Annotated in this window: 13 protein-coding genes and 1 pseudogene; 9 read left to right on the top strand and 5 right to left on the bottom strand. The window is 62.1% G+C overall.

The annotated features are described in order from the left end of the window. Positions 1 to 18: 18 nt before the first annotated feature. Together WH299_RS29640 and WH299_RS29635 are read left to right on the top strand one after the other, a co-directional pair. Positions 19 to 789 (top strand): annotated as a pseudogene (locus WH299_RS29640) (MCP four helix bundle domain-containing protein); the annotation flags it as partial. Beyond that, a complete protein-coding gene (locus WH299_RS29635) occupies positions 781 to 1644 on the top strand; it encodes a methyl-accepting chemotaxis protein (RefSeq protein WP_370468628.1) in 864 nt (287 codons plus the stop codon). The pseudogene WH299_RS29640 and the gene WH299_RS29635, both read left to right, overlap by 9 nt. A 170-nt stretch (positions 1645 to 1814) precedes the next feature. Here the strand turns inward: WH299_RS29635 and fabB are convergent, their stop codons facing one another. From fabB to WH299_RS07075, 5 genes are all read right to left on the bottom strand, one after another. After that, positions 1815 to 3035, bottom strand: a complete 1221-nt coding sequence (gene fabB, locus WH299_RS07095; RefSeq protein ID WP_017134470.1) for a beta-ketoacyl-ACP synthase I — start codon at positions 3033 to 3035, stop codon at positions 1815 to 1817. An 11-nt stretch (positions 3036 to 3046) separates the two neighbouring features. Next, positions 3047 to 3562, bottom strand: a complete 516-nt coding sequence (gene fabA / locus WH299_RS07090; protein ID WP_010211704.1) for a 3-hydroxyacyl-[acyl-carrier-protein] dehydratase FabA — start codon at positions 3560 to 3562, stop codon at positions 3047 to 3049. Between the two features lie 249 nt (positions 3563 to 3811). After that, entirely contained in the window at positions 3812 to 5713 is a 1902-nt protein-coding gene (locus WH299_RS07085) for an ATP-binding protein (protein ID WP_123477016.1), read from the bottom strand. Further along, positions 5710 to 6639, bottom strand: a complete 930-nt coding sequence (locus WH299_RS07080) for an ABC transporter substrate-binding protein (protein ID WP_122725288.1) — start codon at positions 6637 to 6639, stop codon at positions 5710 to 5712. The genes WH299_RS07085 and WH299_RS07080 overlap by 4 nt, the downstream gene beginning before the upstream one ends. 1 nt (position 6640) lies before the next feature. Continuing rightward, entirely contained in the window at positions 6641 to 8761 is a 2121-nt protein-coding gene (locus tag WH299_RS07075; protein WP_323625025.1) for a TonB-dependent receptor plug domain-containing protein, read from the bottom strand. 195 nt (positions 8762 to 8956) lie between these two features. On the opposite strand from WH299_RS07075, the gene WH299_RS07070 reads away from it, so the two are divergent. The 7 genes from WH299_RS07070 to WH299_RS07040 all read left to right on the top strand — a co-directional run bounded on the left by WH299_RS07070 (position 8957) and on the right by WH299_RS07040 (position 14748). Beyond that, positions 8957 to 9982 (top strand): NAD(P)H-dependent glycerol-3-phosphate dehydrogenase, encoded by a 1026-nt coding sequence (locus WH299_RS07070; RefSeq protein WP_028615728.1) that lies wholly within the window; start codon positions 8957 to 8959, stop codon positions 9980 to 9982. 10 nt (positions 9983 to 9992) lie between these two features. Next, positions 9993 to 10340: a DUF4389 domain-containing protein gene (locus tag WH299_RS07065; protein ID WP_236320309.1), complete on the top strand. Its 348-nt coding sequence runs from the start codon at positions 9993 to 9995 to the stop codon at positions 10338 to 10340. After that, a complete protein-coding gene (sixA, locus tag WH299_RS07060; RefSeq protein ID WP_236320325.1) occupies positions 10337 to 10786 on the top strand; it encodes a phosphohistidine phosphatase SixA in 450 nt (149 codons plus the stop codon). The genes WH299_RS07065 and sixA overlap by 4 nt, the downstream gene beginning before the upstream one ends. A gap of 85 nt (positions 10787 to 10871) precedes the next feature. Then, positions 10872 to 12521: an AMP-binding protein gene (locus tag WH299_RS07055; RefSeq protein WP_339549927.1), complete on the top strand. Its 1650-nt coding sequence runs from the start codon at positions 10872 to 10874 to the stop codon at positions 12519 to 12521. A 31-nt stretch (positions 12522 to 12552) separates the two neighbouring features. Beyond that, the gene (locus WH299_RS07050) at positions 12553 to 12996 is read left to right on the top strand and encodes a hotdog fold thioesterase (RefSeq protein WP_122725304.1); all 444 of its coding nucleotides are present in this window, start codon (positions 12553 to 12555) and stop codon (positions 12994 to 12996) included. Between the two features lie 97 nt (positions 12997 to 13093). Next, entirely contained in the window at positions 13094 to 13897 is an 804-nt protein-coding gene (locus WH299_RS07045) for an alpha/beta fold hydrolase (protein WP_068932545.1), read from the top strand. Next, on the top strand, positions 13894 to 14748 hold the full coding sequence (locus tag WH299_RS07040) for an alpha/beta hydrolase (protein ID WP_339549926.1): 855 nt from the start codon (positions 13894 to 13896) through the stop codon (positions 14746 to 14748). Before WH299_RS07045 ends, WH299_RS07040 begins: the two co-directional genes overlap by 4 nt. The last annotated feature ends 72 nt before the right edge of the window (positions 14749 to 14820 follow it).

Genomic DNA, 14820 nt, shown 5'->3' with positions numbered 1-14820 from the left:
TTTGGAAGGAGCCAAGGCATGAGTATCAGAAGTTTGAATATCGCCCCGCGCGCAGGCCTGGGGTTTGGCCTGTTGGCGTTGATGGTGTTTGCCCTGGGCGGCTTTGCCCTGTTGCAGATGGCCAATATGCGCCAGCAATCGGACCAGGTGGAGAATAACTGGCTGCCCAGCGTGATGGCGGTGGGGCAGATGAGTCAGGACTTGCTGCGTGTTCGGGCGCTGACCTTGCGCCTGCTGGTCAACCGCGATTCCCAGGCGCTGGCGCAGAACGAACAGAAACTGGGCGAGCTGAAAAGCGGCCTGCATCATGCGCAGACCCTCTACGAGGCGCTGATTGTGCTGCCCGAGGAACGCACGCTGTTTGATCGCTTCAAAGCCCAGGAGCAGCAATACCTGCAACGCCAGGAGCAGGTCATGGGGTTTTCGAAGGCCAACCAGCTGGAAGACGCGATCAGGGTGGTCAATGGCGAGATGAACCAGATCGCCGATGAAATGGCCACGACCCTGCACGAACTGGTCAACCTCAACAAAGCCAATGCCAATCAAGCTGCAAGCTTGGCGCAAAGCGTGTTCAGCCAGTCGCGCAGCTGGGTGGTCGGCATGATCGTGCTTACGGCGCTGATTACCATCGGCCTGGCGGTGTGGCTGACACGCAGCATCGTGTTGCCCCTGGCCCAGTCACTGAAAGTCGCCCAGGGCGTGGCCAGTGGCGATCTGACCGGCGAGATCCATGTGAGTGGCAATGATGAGCCGGCGCGCCTGCAGCAGGCGCTCAAGGGGATGCAGGAGAACCTGCGCGATACCATCCGGCGTATCTCCGAGTCGTCGAACCAGTTGGCGTCCGCCTCGGAGGAACTTAGCTGCGTGACTGAAGACGCCACCCGTGGTTTGCACCAGCAGAATCAGGAAATCGAGCAGGCCGCCACGGCGGTGAACCAGATGACGGCAGCCGTGGAGGAGGTGGCAAGCAACGCAGTGGCCACGTCCCAGGCGTCCCGGGAATCCGACCGCATTGCCCAGCATGGGCGCGAGCAAGTGCATCAGACTGTGGTGTCGATCGAGGCGCTGGCCACTGACGTGACCGACAACGTGACGCAGGTCGAGGACCTGGCGCAGAAGGTTTATGGCATCAGCAAGGTGCTGGACGTAATCCGCTCGATTGCCGAGCAGACCAACTTGCTGGCGTTGAACGCGGCGATTGAAGCGGCGCGCGCCGGGGATGCTGGGCGTGGGTTTGCGGTAGTAGCCGACGAAGTGCGGGCTTTGGCTCATCGCACCCAGCAGTCGACCCAGGAAATCGAGCAGATGATCAGCGGGATCCAGCAAGGCACCGATCAGGCGGTCAGCTCGATGCAGCAGAGCAATACGCGAGCACGCTCGACCTTGGATATCGCCAAGTCGGCGGGCACGGCATTGGAGGAAATCGCCTCGGCGTTCACCTTGATCAACGAACGCAACCTGGTGATCGCCAGCGCGTCCGAGCAACAGGCGGCGGTGGCGCGGGAGGTGGATCGCAACTTGATGAACATCCGCGACCTGGCGCATCAGACATCGACCGGGGCGAATCAGACCAGTGCCGCGAGCCAGGAGTTGTCGCGCTTGGCGGTGGATTTGAATTCGATGGTGGCGCGGTTTTCGGTGTAGGGCCGGGTACCGAGTTGGCGCTATCGCAGGCAAGCCAGCTCCCACAGGGGAATGCATTTCAAATGTGGGAGCTGGCTTGCCTGCGATGAAGGCGACTCGGTCTCAAATCCATTACCCACAAAAAAGCCCCGAACCAGTCGGGGCTTTTTCATGTGATCAACCTGCGGGGTTTATTTACCCTGCCAGCGTTTCAGCACCAGGGTGGCGTTAGTGCCACCAAAGCCGAAGCTGTTGCTCATCACGGTGTCGATTTTTGCATTCTCAACGGTCTTGGTCAGGATCGGCATGTCAGCCACCACCGGATCAATCTCGTCGATGTTCGCCGAACCGGCCATGAAGTTGCCTTCCATCATCAGCAGGCAGTAGATCGCTTCGTGAACGCCAGCGGCGCCCAGGGAGTGACCGGACAGGCTCTTGGTAGAGCTGATGGCTGGAGCCTTGTCGCCGAAGACCGCACGCACGCCTTCCATTTCCTTGGCGTCGCCGACCGGAGTCGAGGTGCCGTGGGTGTTCAGGTAGTCGATTGGGGTATCTACAGTGGACATGGCCATCTGCATGCAACGGATGGCGCCTTCACCGCTTGGGGCAACCATGTCGTAGCCGTCGGAAGTGGCGCCGTAGCCGACGATTTCCGCGTAGATCTTGGCACCACGGGCCAGAGCGTGTTCCAGCTCCTCGACCACCACCATGCCGCCACCGCCGGCGATGACGAAACCGTCACGCTTGGCGTCGTAGGCGCGGGAGGCCTTTTCCGGGGTTTCGTTGTACTGGGTGGACAGTGCGCCCATGGCGTCGAACAGGAACGATTGGCTCCAATGTTCTTCTTCACCGCCGCCGGCGAACACGATGTCCTGCTTGCCCAGCTGGATCTGCTCGACGGCAGTACCGATGCAGTGTGCACTGGTGGCGCAGGCGGAGGAGATCGAGTAGTTCACGCCCTTGATCTGGAACGGCGTGGCCAGGCAGGCCGAAACGGTGCTGCCCATGGTCCGTGTAACACGGTACGGGCCAACGCGCTTCACGCCTTTTTCGCGCAGGATGTCCAGCGCTTCCATCTGGTTCAGGGTCGATGCGCCGCCGGAGCCGGCGATCAGGCCGGTGCGTACGTTCGAGACCTGGTCTTCGCTCAGGCCGGAGTCGGCGATTGCGTCTTTCATCGCCAGGTAGGCGTAGGCGGCAGCGTGGCCGACGAAGCGATAGATCTTGCGATCGATCAGCTCTTCGAGGGGCAGGTCGATGGAGCCGGAAACCTGGCTACGCAGACCCATTTCGGCATATTCCGGGTTGAAGCGGATGCCAGGGCGACTTGCACGCAGGTTAGCGGTGACGGTCTCTTTGTCATTGCCCAGGCAAGAAACAATGCCCAGACCAGTGATAACGACGCGGCGCATGCGGATAACCCTTAAAAGTTGTCAGTGGATGTGAATACGCCGACCCGAAGGCCTTCGGCAGTATAGATCTCGCGACCGTCGACGCTCACCGAACCATCGGCGATGGCCAGGTTCAGCTTGCCCTTGAGGACGCGCTTGATTTGAATGTTGTAGGTGACTTTCTTGGCGGTCGGCAGGACCTGGCCAAAGAACTTCACTTCGCCCGAACCCAGGGCACGACCGCGGCCCGGCAGGCCTTGCCAGCCGAGGAAGAAACCGACCAGCTGCCACATGGCGTCAAGGCCCAGGCAGCCTGGCATCACAGGGTCGCCTTCGAAATGGCAGGCAAAGAACCACAGGTCCGGGGTGATATCCAGCTCGGCGACCAATTCACCTTTGCCGTACTTGCCACCCTCTTCGCTGATATGGGTGATGCGATCCACCATCAGCATGTTCGGGGCGGGCAGTTGCGCGTTACCTGGGCCGAACAGCTCACCGCGACTGCAGCGCAGCAGGTCTTCCCGAGTAAAGGCGTTTTGTTTGGTCATGCGAGCTCCTCAATAATCCCATGCGGCAGGGTAGGGTAAATCTTCCCGAACCGAATGAAGCGTTCATGCCTCATGTCGGCAGCCTACACATAGACTATTGCGTTGTAGTGAAAGTCACAGCGGCAAGGCACTGAATGTACACTTGTTCACTGAAATTTTAAACCGGGCCTGTTTATGGGCCCGTTCGGGTGCCTAAGACTGCCGCACTTTCGCCTTTCACGCCAGTCGGAGTTGGCTGATGGCGCGGCGCTATTGCACCCAACGCTGCAGGATTTGCTGCAAATCCGTGCGTTTGAACGGCTTGGCCAGGTAATCGTTCATTCCCGCTGCCAGGCAGGCTTCACGGTCGCCCTGTAAAGCGTTGGCGGTCAGGGCGATGATCGGCAGATCGGCACAGCCCGGTAACTGACGGATTTGCCGGGTGGCTTCATAGCCGTCGATGACCGGCAGCCGACAATCCATCAGGATTGCGGTGAAAATCAGGCTCTCGGCGCTGCGGATCGCTTCGGCGCCGTCGGTGGCCAGGCTCACTTCGAAGCCCAGGCTGCGCAGCATGGCCTCAACCACCGTGCGGTTGACCGGGTTGTCTTCCACCAGCAGCACATGACGACCATCACCCGCGCCGGCTTTGCCGTCGGCGTCGCTGGCAATCGCCGGCACGCTGTGCTGGTCGATGGCCAGGGGAATTTCCAGGGTAAACACCGAGCCGCGGCCTTCTTCGCTCTGGGCACGCAGGGTGCCGCCCATGCGTTCGGCCAGGGTGCGGGCGATGGGCAGGCCCAGGCCGGTGCCGCCGTAACGTCTTGAAATGGAACTGTCAGCCTGCTGGAACGCGTCGAACATCGCCTCCAAGCGTTCGGCGGAAATGCCTATGCCGCTGTCACGCACGGTGCACGTGAACCACACCAGTTCATGGTCGAGGGTCTGCCAGTGGGGCTCGACACTGACGCTGCCGTGCTCGGTGAACTTCAAGGCGTTGCCGATCAGGTTCACCAGGATCTGGCGGATCCGCGTCGGGTCACCCTGCACCTGCAACGCGTCCATCCCCAGCGGGATCGCCAGTTTCAGCGCCAGCCCACGTTGCTGGGCGCTGTGCTGGAAGGCCTGCGCGCAACTGTTGATCAGGTCCGCCAGGTTGAACGGAATATGCTCCAGTTCCAGGGCGGCGCGTTCGATCCGCGAGAAGTCGAGGATATCGTTGATCACCTTGAGCAAATGCTCGGTGGACTCCGAAGCCAGTGCCGCGTATTCGGTCTGCTCCTCGGTCATCTCAGTGGTTTCCAGCAACTGCAACATGCCCAGCACGCCATTCATGGGCGTGCGCAGTTCATGGCTCATCATCGCCAGGAAATCCGACTTGGCGTTGTTGGCGCGCTCAGCTTCTTCGCGGGTCTGGATCAACTGGGCCATGGCCTGCTGTTGTTCCCGACTGGCCTGGTTGAGGCCTTCGGCAAGGTTGTTGATATGCCGCGACAGGTCGCCCAGCTCCGAGTCATCCACAATCGGCAGCGGCGTCTGGTAGTCACCTTGCTGGATCGCCTTCACCGCGTGGCCCATGGCGCTGATCGGCTGGGACAGGCTGGCGGCCAGGCGCCGCGCGAGCAGGAAGGTAAACAGCAGGGCAAACAGCGCGAGGATGCCGGCCTTGAACAGGATCTCCTGCTGGCGCTGGCTGAACGCGTCGTTGGACATGCCGACGATCACCCGGCCCAGGTAATCGGCGCGCGGTGCCTTGGATTCGTTGAGGTTGTCCTGGAAGAAATCGTTACCCAGTTGAATGTGTTGCAGACGAATCGGTGCCTGGAACACTTTCACCGACAGTGAGCGGTCGTGCTTCTCCGACGGTTGCTCGACATACACCAGGATATTCTCGCTGCTGTCCTGGATCTCCAGGAAGCGCACGTGCGGCGTGGCCAGCGTCGCACGCAACAGGCTGTCGAGCACGTCATTGTTGCCGGAAATCACCCCGTATTCGGTGGCCGGCGCCAGTTGGTTGGCGATCAGTTGGCCGGTGTGGTCCAGTTCCTGGCGCAAATCCTGGATACGCACAAAGGTGAAGAAGCTGATCAACAGCAACGTCAGCAACAGCGCCGGGCCCAGGGTGATGAGCTGGGTACGGGTGTTGATGTCCCAACGACGACGCAAGGTCATGGGCGTTTTTCTCCTTCGGCCAATCGGGTGGCGACGCTGGCTTCGTCCACCTGTTCGATCCCCAGTGAGCGCGCGACTTGCGGGTTGCCCACGACTTTGAAGCGATCCGGGTACAGGGAGCGCGGCCAGTTGGCCGGCGAATGGTCGAGCAGACGGTCAAGCACGGCCAGCCAGTCAGCCTGGTCGCTGTAGGTGCTGGCCAGGCTGCCGGCCCGTACGAAGCCCGCGTTCGGGCCTATCAGCGGCAATTGCTGGGCGTAACTGCTCAGCAACAGGTTCTTCGCGGTTTTCGGGTTGTACAACTGCGGGTCGTCGAGGCCGAGCAGCACGTCACTGTTGCGGAACAGGTTTTGTAGCGGTCGACTGTCATTAATGTTGTCCCAGAGCTGGGGCACGATCTCCAGGCCTAGCGAGGTGGAGTGCTGTTTCAGCTCGGGCAGCAGGAATTCGCTGTCGGCGCCATAAAGCACGCCGATACGCCGCGCCTGCGGCAGGATGCCCGCGATCAGGCGCAATTGGCGATCCAGCGGCGGGTCGCTCCACAGCAGGCTGATGCGTGGGTGCGGCATGCTGCCCAGGCGCTGATGGGCTTGCAGGCGGCTGATGCGCAGCACCAGGGTCGGTGGGCCCTGAGGCTCTTGCAGGCGCCAGTCGAGGCCGGGCAGGTCAAGCAGGATCAAGCGCGTGGTTGCCGGCAGGCGGCCGGGTGCCGGCAAGTCTTTGAGGGCCGTAAAGGTGACACGGTCTTCGGGGCGTTGCTGTGCCAGGGCCTGGGCAAAGGCTTGCACACCGGCACCGTCTTCAGCGGCGGTCAGCAGGATATCGGCGCTCCATGCCGGCGCGGCCAACAGCAGGCAGGCGAGCAGCACGGCACGCCGCCAGAGCCGAGTGATCAACACGCCAGTCATCCGTGACGAGTCGCCCATGTCAGAACTCTAGCTCTGCACTGAAGTAGAGCACGTGGCGATGGTCATAATTGTTGTCGGCCCAGGTGGTGGGCTGGTTGTCGAGGCGTTCTTGCAACATGCCGGCCAGCTCCACGTTGGCTTTGCCCAGGGCAATGCGCTTGGCGACCCGCAGGTCGACCCGTTCGAAGCGATATTGGTTGAGTGCGTCATCGCCATAGTAGAACAGCGCGCTGGACCAACCCTGGCCCCACTCACGCAACCAGCCGGCGGAGCCACTGTTGCGCGCGGTCTGGGCTTTGTCCAGCGGGTTGCTGGTGCTGGCGTCGACGTAAGCATAGGTGAGCCGCAGGCGGTCGGCGTTGCTCACACGCCAGTCGAATTGGGACTCGGCGCCGGTAAACCGGGCGCTGTTGGCGTTGCTGGCAATGTACTGGTTATTGCGCAGCGGCGAGCTGATCATGTCGGTGATCTCGTCGTAGAACAGTTTCACGTCCATGTTCAGCCCGATGTCGGCAAAGAAGCCGTTGTACCCCAGTTCCCGTGACTTCATCATCTCTTTATCGAGGTTACCCGGGCCCCGGGTCTTTACGAAGTATTGCCCAGTGGTCTGCCCGTAGGCCGGGGAGCTGAGGTTGGTGACGCGGTAGCTCCAGTTGACGTTGTTCTCGAACATGTCCGGCGAGCGGATCGCCTCGGAGTACACCGCACGCAGGCCGTGGCGCGGGTTGATCAGGTAGTTGACCGCCACCCGTGGCGTCAGCGAGTTGCCGCTCAGGTGAGTGTCTTCATACATGGCGCCGCCCTGCAGCAACCAATGCTCGCTGGCGCGCCACTCCAACTGGCCGAACAGGCGCCAGGTGGTGTCGTCCAGGGTGCCGTTGAAGTAAGTGTCGGAGTCGGCGCGGTCATAGCGGTAGTTCATGCCGCTGACCAGGCGCAGGCTGTCGGACAGGCTGAGGGTGTCTTGAATCTCCAGGTCGTAGCGGCTTTCGCGGGTGCTCTGGTCGATGTCGCCGCACACGCTTTGACTGGCACCGTCGCGCCACTGTTGCAGCACCTGGTTGGCCAACGCCTGCTCGGCTGCGCTGCCCGGTGGTGCGCTGCCCTGGCTGTAGGTGTCCATGTGCCGGGCCAGCAGTTCGGCGTAGTTGGGATTCATCTGCCACAACTGGGTCAGCTCGGGGCTGAACGAGACCTTGGCGTCACACGCCTTCCAGATTTGCTGGCGGTCCCACTGCTGGGCGGAGCCCTGGATATACAGACTGTGATCCGGGTTGAAGTCGAAGTTCCAGCGCAGGGAGCCGGCATAATCCTTGGCGGTGACGTCGGAATTGTTACCGCCCTCGGTGATCCCGGCAAAGACCGGGCTGTAGGTATACGGTCGCTGGTTGGTGCCTTCCTTCGCATCCAGTTGCAAGTCGATGCTTTGCTGCGTGTTCAGCGTCTGGCTGATCGCCAGGCTGAAGCGGCTGAGGCGGCGGCTGTCACGACGGTCGGCCCCGGATGCATCGCTGTCGAAGCCGTCGTCCTGTTGCCCGGACAGGGACAGGCGCAAGTCGCCGGTTTCCCAGCCTGCGCCCTGGCTGGCATAGAAATCATTGATGCCGCGTTCGCCGCGTACCACTTTTACCCGCGTGCCGTGGCTGTTGGCCGGCGAGCGCGTAAGAATGTTCACCACCGCCATCAAGGCATTGGCGCCGTAGCTGACGGTATTGGGGCCACGGAACACTTCGATGCGCTCGATATCCTCCATGGCCACCGGAATGTCGCTCCAGTCCACGGTGGCCAGGCCCGCGCGGTACACCGAGCGGCCGTCGATCAACACCTGCATGCGCCGCGCATCGCTGGCACTGGTGCCGTGGTAGTTCACCGCTGCCTGATTGCCGCTGGTGTAGCCGACCATCATCCCCGGCACAAGGCGCAGCAACTCACTGATATCCCGCGCGCCACTGGCTTTGATCAGCTCGCTGTCGATCACGGTCATGCTGCCAGGCACTGCGGCGGCCGATTGCTTGAGGCGCGTGGCCGTCAATACCTGGGGCAGCGGCTGGCTGTCGAGGAACAGGTCGTCGGCCATGGCAGGCGCGCAGCACAACAGCATCAGCCACAGAGATGAACGGGGAGGAGGGCCCAAATACACGGCACGGCCTTGATAATTGCGGATAGCCGCCCATGTTAACTGAGGTGGGGCCTTTTGCCAGTCGCCGGACTTGCAATTACTCCATGTAAATGTGGCATTTTCCGACAAACGCACGAATTGATACGGGGGCTGGCCGCCAGCGGGTCGGCCCGTATAATGCCGCCATCGCCACTGGTATGGATTAACGGATTGCATATGACTGAACAGCGCCCTATTGCGGTCCTGGGAGGCGGAAGTTTTGGTACCGCCGTGGCAAACCTGCTGGCCGAGAACGGCCACGCTGTGCGCCAGTGGATGCGCGACCCCGAACAGGCCGAGGCCATTCGGGTGCACCGGGAAAATCCGCGTTACCTCAAAGGCATCAAGATTCATCCGGCGGTCGAGCCGGTCACCGACCTGCTCGAAACCCTCACGGCGTGCGACCTGTGCTTCGTCGCGCTGCCCTCCAGCGCCTTGCGCTCGGTGCTGGCGCCCCACGCCGAGCGTCTGGCCGGCAAGTTGCTGGTCAGCCTGACCAAGGGCATCGAGGCGCAGACCTTCAAGTTGATGAGCGAAATCCTCGAGGAAATCGCTCCCCAAGCGCGCATTGGCGTGCTGTCCGGGCCGAACCTGGCACGGGAAGTGGCCGAACACGCGTTGACCGCCACCGTAGTCGCCAGTGAAGACGAAGAACTCTGCGAACGTGTCCAGGCCGTGTTGCATGGGCGCACTTTCCGCGTCTATGCCAGCAGCGACCGTTTTGGCGTCGAGCTCGGCGGTGCACTGAAAAACGTCTACGCGATCATCGCCGGCATGGCCGTCGCGCTGGGCATGGGCGAAAACACCAAGAGCATGTTGATCACCCGCGCCCTGGCCGAGATGACCCGCTTTGCGGTGAACCAGGGCGCCAACCCAATGACCTTCCTGGGTCTGGCAGGCGTGGGCGACTTGATCGTCACCTGCTCCTCACCGAAAAGCCGCAACTACCAGGTGGGTTTCGCCCTTGGCCAGGGCCTGAGCCTGGAAGACGCGGTCACGCGCCTGGGCGAAGTCGCCGAAGGGGTCAACACGCTCAAGGTGCTCAAGGCCAAGGCCCAGGAAGTCGGTGTGTATATGCCGCTGGTCGCCGGGTTGCACGCGATCCTGTTTGAAGGGCGCACCTTGGACCAGGTCATCGAGTTGCTGATGCGTGCCGAGCCGAAAACCGATGTCGACTTTATTTCCACCAGTGGTTTCAACTGAGGAACGCGTCATGAACGATCCGAAAGCAGCTCCCAAGTACGAATCCATTGGCCTGCGCATCCTGTGGATGCTGGTGTTTGCCCTAGTGTGGCAAGTGGCGCAGTTCCTGCTCGGCGCGCTGGTGGTGGTGCAGTTGATCTACCGCCTGGTCTACGGCGCCCCGAACCTGGGCCTGATGAATTTTGGCGACAGCCTCAGCCAGTTCCTGGCGCAGATCGGCCGCTTCGGCAGCTTCCACACCGACCAGAAGCCTTGGCCGTTCGCCGACTGGCCGACCCCGCGCGCGCCCGAGGGCGAAACCGCCCACAGCGTGCCGCCCGCGCCGCACCCGGTGCGTGACGAGGAGCCGAAGCTGTGAAGCTGTGGATACTGCGCCACGGTGAGGCCGAAGGGCATGCGCGCACCGATGCCGAGCGCAACCTCACCGAGCATGGCCGCGCCGAAGTGTTGCGCAGTGCTGCGCAACTGATCGGCCAGCCCCTCAGCGCGATCATCGCCAGCCCCTATGTGCGGGCGCAGCAGACCGCGCAGCTGGTGCGTGAGGTGTTGGGTTTTGAGCCGCAGATTCGCACGGTGCCGTGGCTGACGCCGGAGGGTAATCCGTTGCAGGTGCTGGAAAACCTCGACACCGATGACAACGTGCTGCTGGTCAGCCATCAACCGTTGGTGGGCAGCCTGATCAGCTTCCTGCAGCATGGTCATCAGCGTCAGCCGCAGCCGATGCACACCGCCAGCCTGGCGGAACTGGAAGGGGGTTTCCCGCTGGCGGGGCTGATGAGCCTGGTCAGTGTGAAGAACCCGTAGGCTTTATCGCGGCTTTGTGTGTGCTATATAGTCAACCAAGCAAGTGCTTGGTTGGCTATCGTCGGACCACAAAGGAGCGCGTCCCATGCCCGTCGCTTTTCGTTTGCCGTTGCAGGTCTTCTTCGAACGTGAAGCGCGACATCCGCGCCAAACCTTTCTGGTGCAGCCGGTCGGTGGTGGCGACGTGCAAAGCCTCACCTGGGGCGACGTCGGCCACCAGGCCCGCTGCGCCGCGCACTGGCTGCGCGCCCGGGAGTTGCCTCCCCGCTCGCACATTGCGCTGATTTCGAAAAACTGCGCCCACTGGATCATTGCTGACCTGGCGATCTGGATGGCCGGGCATGTCTCGGTGCCGCTGTATCCCAATCTCACCGCTGATTCCGTCGCCCATGTGCTGACCCATTCCGAGGCGGCGCTGGTGATTATCGGCAAGCTTGATGATTGGCCAGCCATGGCGCCCGGCGTGCCTGCGGATTTGCCGACCATCAGCCTGCCGTTGTGCCCAGCGGGCGAATTCGATTTCAGTTGGGCCGATCTGCAAGCCTGCTCGCCGATCCAGGATGAGCCGGCACCTGCGGCCTCGGACCTGGCCACCATCATTTATACCTCCGGCACTACCGGCCTGCCCAAGGGCGTGATGCACAGCTTCGGCGCGTTGGGGTTTGCCGCCACCCGTGGTACGGAGTTGTTTGGCTTGGGCGAGGGCGACCGGTTGTTGTCCTACCTGCCGCTGTGCCATGTGGCGGAGCGGATGTTTGTCGAGATGGCCTCGATCTACACCGGGCAAACGGTGTTTTTCGCCGAAAGCCTGGAGACGTTTCTGACGGACCTGCGTAGGGCACGTCCGACCGCACTGTTTGGCGTGCCGCGTATCTGGACCAAATTCCAGATGGGCGTCTACGCCAAGATTCCCGCAAAGCGCCTGGACACCTTGTTGCGCCTGCCCTTCATCGGTAAGCGTGTGGGCCACAAGGTGCTCGCCGGCCTGGGCCTGGACGCGTTGCGTATCGCGCTTTCGGGAGCGGCGCCTGTGCCTGAGGCGTTGCTGCGCTGGTATCAACGCCTGGGCCTGGATGTGCTTGAGGTGTATGGCATGACCGAGAGTTGCGGCTACTCCCATGTCTGCCGCCCCGGCCAGCAGACCCTCGGTTGGATCGGCTTGCCGTGCCCCGGGGTGGAAGTGCGTATCGACCCGACAGGCGAAGTCCAGGTCCGCAGCGGCGCGACCATGCTCGGCTACTACAAGGACCCGCAGAAAACCGCCGAAACCATCACTGCCGAGGGTTTTCTGCGCACGGGCGACAAAGGCGAGCAGGACGCCGAGGGGCGTTTACGCCTGACCGGACGGCTCAAGGAAATCTTCAAGACCAGCAAAGGCAAATACGTGGCGCCGGCGCCGATTGAAAACCGCTTGGCCGAGCATCCGCGTATCGAGCAGGTGTGCGTGGTGGGTGATGGACTGATCGCGCCGATAGGCTTATGCGTGTTATCGGCAGTGAGTGAGGATTTGCCAACCCTGCGTGCCAGCCTGGAGCGCTGGCTGGAACAGGTCAACCAGGCGCTGGATAAGCATGAGCGCCTACGCCAATTGGTGGTGGTCAAAGACAGTTGGGCGGTAGAGAACGGCTTCCTGACGCCGACCTTGAAGATCAAGCGCAACGTGATCGAATCGAGTTACGGCGAATATTTCCAGACATGGAGCGAGCGTTCCGAAACCGTTCTGTGGCAGGATTAGGGCCGTAATAAAACCAATAAGGACACTCTCCATGAGCCTGTGGCGCACCCAACCGAACATCGACCAACTCAACGCAATCCAGAAAAACACCATCGGTGAACTGCTGGACATCCGTTTTGAAAGCTTCGACGACGAATCCCTGACCGCGAGCATGGTGGTCGACCATCGCACCCATCAGCCCTACGGCTTGCTGCATGGCGGCGCCTCGGTGGTGTTGGCCGAGAGCGTTGGCTCCATGGCGGCCTATCTGTGTATCGACCCGAGCAAGTTTTATTGCGTGGGCCTGGAGGTCAACGCCAACCACCTGCGCGGTGTGCGCAGCGGGCGGGTGACAGCGGTGGCCAGGGCCGTCCATATTGGCCGCACTACCCAGGTCTGGGACATCCGCCTGACCAACGATGAGGGCAAGGCCAGTTGCGTGTCGCGCCTGACCATGGCCGTGGTGCCGCTGGGCGAGAACCCGCCGGCACGATAGGCGTGGCGTGAGTGTCATCATTCCTGGCAGTTACAGTCATTGCTGTGCCGGCCGGGCATGGTGACAATCAATCTCTGTTTTTGTAGATGGATCCGGTATGTCGCAGCACGTGTTTTTTGCCCACGCCAATGGCTTCCCCTCGGCCACCTACGGTAAGTTGTTCGCCGCCCTGGCTCCGGAGTACGCGGTGGCTCATCTGCCACAGCACGGTCACGACCCCCGGTTTCCGGTGGACGATAACTGGCAGAACCTGGTGGACGAGCTGATCCACCACCTGGAGCAGCAACCGGAACCGGTGTGGGGCGTGGGCCATTCCCTCGGCGGCGTGTTGCACCTGCACGCGGCCATGCGCTGCCCGCAGTTGTACCGTGGCGTGGTCATGCTGGACTCGCCAGTGCTGACCCGCGCCGACCGTTGGGTGATTCGCGCGGCCAAACGCTTCGGGTTTATCGACCGGCTGACCCCGGCCGGGCGCACCTTGGGCCGTCGAGAAGAATTCAGCGACCTGGACGCGGCGCGCAGCTATTTCTCCGGCAAAACCCTGTTCCGTGGCTTCGACCCCGAATGCTTTGACGCCTACCTGCAACACGGCCTGCTGCAAGTGGGCGATCGCCTGCGGCTGCGTTTCGATCCGGCCACCGAAATCAGCATCTACCGTGGCGTGCCCCACACCAGCCCCGGCCAAGTGCGCCAGTTGAAGGTGCCACTGGCGGTGGTGCGCGGCCGGCAGAGCAGGGTGGTGATGCGTCACCACGCCAGCGGCGTCGGGCGCCTGCCCATGGGCGAAATGCTCACCATGCCCGGCGGCCACATGTTTCCTCTTGAACGGCCCCAAGACACCGCGACGCTGATCAAGAACCTGTTCTCCCGCTGGGAATCCCGCGAGCGCAACTGCGCATGAGCACCCCGGTTGAAGAAGTGCGCCTGAGCCTGCCCCATATCGAACTGGCGGCCCATTTGTTCGGGCCCGAGGACGGTTTGCCGGTGATCGCCCTTCATGGCTGGCTGGACAACGCCAACAGCTTTGCGCGGCTGGCGCCAAAACTCCAGGGGTTGCGCATCGTTGCGCTGGATATGGCTGGTCACGGGCATTCGGCGCATCGTCCTACCGGTGCCGGTTATGCCTTGTGGGATTACGTCTTTGACGTGCTGCAAGTCGCTGAACAACTGGGCTGGAAACGTTTTGCATTACTTGGCCATTCCCTCGGCGCCATCGTGTCCTTGGTGTTGGCCGGCGCGTTGCCGGAGCGTGTGACGCACCTGGGATTGATCGACGGTGTGATCCCGCCGACCGCCAGCGGTGAGAATGCCGCCGAGCGGCTGGGCATGGCCTTGCAGGCGCAATTGAACCTGCAGGACAAGCGCAAGCCGGTCTATAGCACCCTGGATCGCGCGGTCGAGGCACGCATGAAAGGCGTGGTGGCTGTCAGTCGCGAAGCCGCCGAACTGCTGGCGCAGCGCGGTTTGATGCCGGTGCCGGGTGGTTACACTTGGCGTAGCGACAGCCGTCTGACCCTGGCCTCACCGTTTCGCCTGACTGAGGAACAGGCGATGGCTTTCGTGCGACGCGTGAGTTGCCCTACCCAGTTGGTGGTCGCTGCCGACGGCATGCTGGCGAAACATTCCGAATTGCTTTCCCAGTTACCCTTTACCGTAACCACGCTGCCAGGCGGCCACCATTTACACCTGAATGATGAGTCCGGCGCGGTCCTTGTTGCAGACTGTTTCAATCGGTTCTTCTCTGCGCCTTGACTTGGGGCGGTCAACTGCCGAGGCTGGGCGGATTGAAAGGGAGTCAACCATGAACAAACTCAACACCGCTGC

The sequence above is a fragment of the Pseudomonas sp. MYb541 genome, assembly GCF_037479595.1.
Classification (GTDB): Bacteria; Pseudomonadota; Gammaproteobacteria; order Pseudomonadales; family Pseudomonadaceae; genus Aquipseudomonas; species Aquipseudomonas canadensis.
The sequence above is the reverse complement of the archived record's forward strand: the minus strand, read 5'-3'. Positions and strand labels throughout refer to the sequence as shown.

Bases quoted from the DNA above. Each gene is read 5' to 3' on its own strand.
- WH299_RS29635 (WP_370468628.1), top strand. From the start codon at position 781: ATGCAGGAGAACCTGCGCGATACCATCCGGCGTATCTCCGAGTCGTCG.
- fabB (WP_017134470.1), bottom strand. From the start codon at position 3,035: ATGCGCCGCGTCGTTATCACTGGTCTGGGCATTGTTTCTTGCCTGGGC.
- fabA (WP_010211704.1), bottom strand. From the start codon at position 3,562: ATGACCAAACAAAACGCCTTTACTCGGGAAGACCTGCTGCGCTGCAGT.
- WH299_RS07085 (WP_123477016.1), bottom strand. From the start codon at position 5,713: ATGACCTTGCGTCGTCGTTGGGACATCAACACCCGTACCCAGCTCATC.
- WH299_RS07080 (WP_122725288.1), bottom strand. From the start codon at position 6,639: ATGGGCGACTCGTCACGGATGACTGGCGTGTTGATCACTCGGCTCTGG.
- WH299_RS07070 (WP_028615728.1), top strand. From the start codon at position 8,957: ATGACTGAACAGCGCCCTATTGCGGTCCTGGGAGGCGGAAGTTTTGGT.
- WH299_RS07065 (WP_236320309.1), top strand. From the start codon at position 9,993: ATGAACGATCCGAAAGCAGCTCCCAAGTACGAATCCATTGGCCTGCGC.
- WH299_RS07055 (WP_339549927.1), top strand. From the start codon at position 10,872: ATGCCCGTCGCTTTTCGTTTGCCGTTGCAGGTCTTCTTCGAACGTGAA.
- WH299_RS07050 (WP_122725304.1), top strand. From the start codon at position 12,553: ATGAGCCTGTGGCGCACCCAACCGAACATCGACCAACTCAACGCAATC.
- WH299_RS07045 (WP_068932545.1), top strand. From the start codon at position 13,094: ATGTCGCAGCACGTGTTTTTTGCCCACGCCAATGGCTTCCCCTCGGCC.
- WH299_RS07040 (WP_339549926.1), top strand. From the start codon at position 13,894: ATGAGCACCCCGGTTGAAGAAGTGCGCCTGAGCCTGCCCCATATCGAA.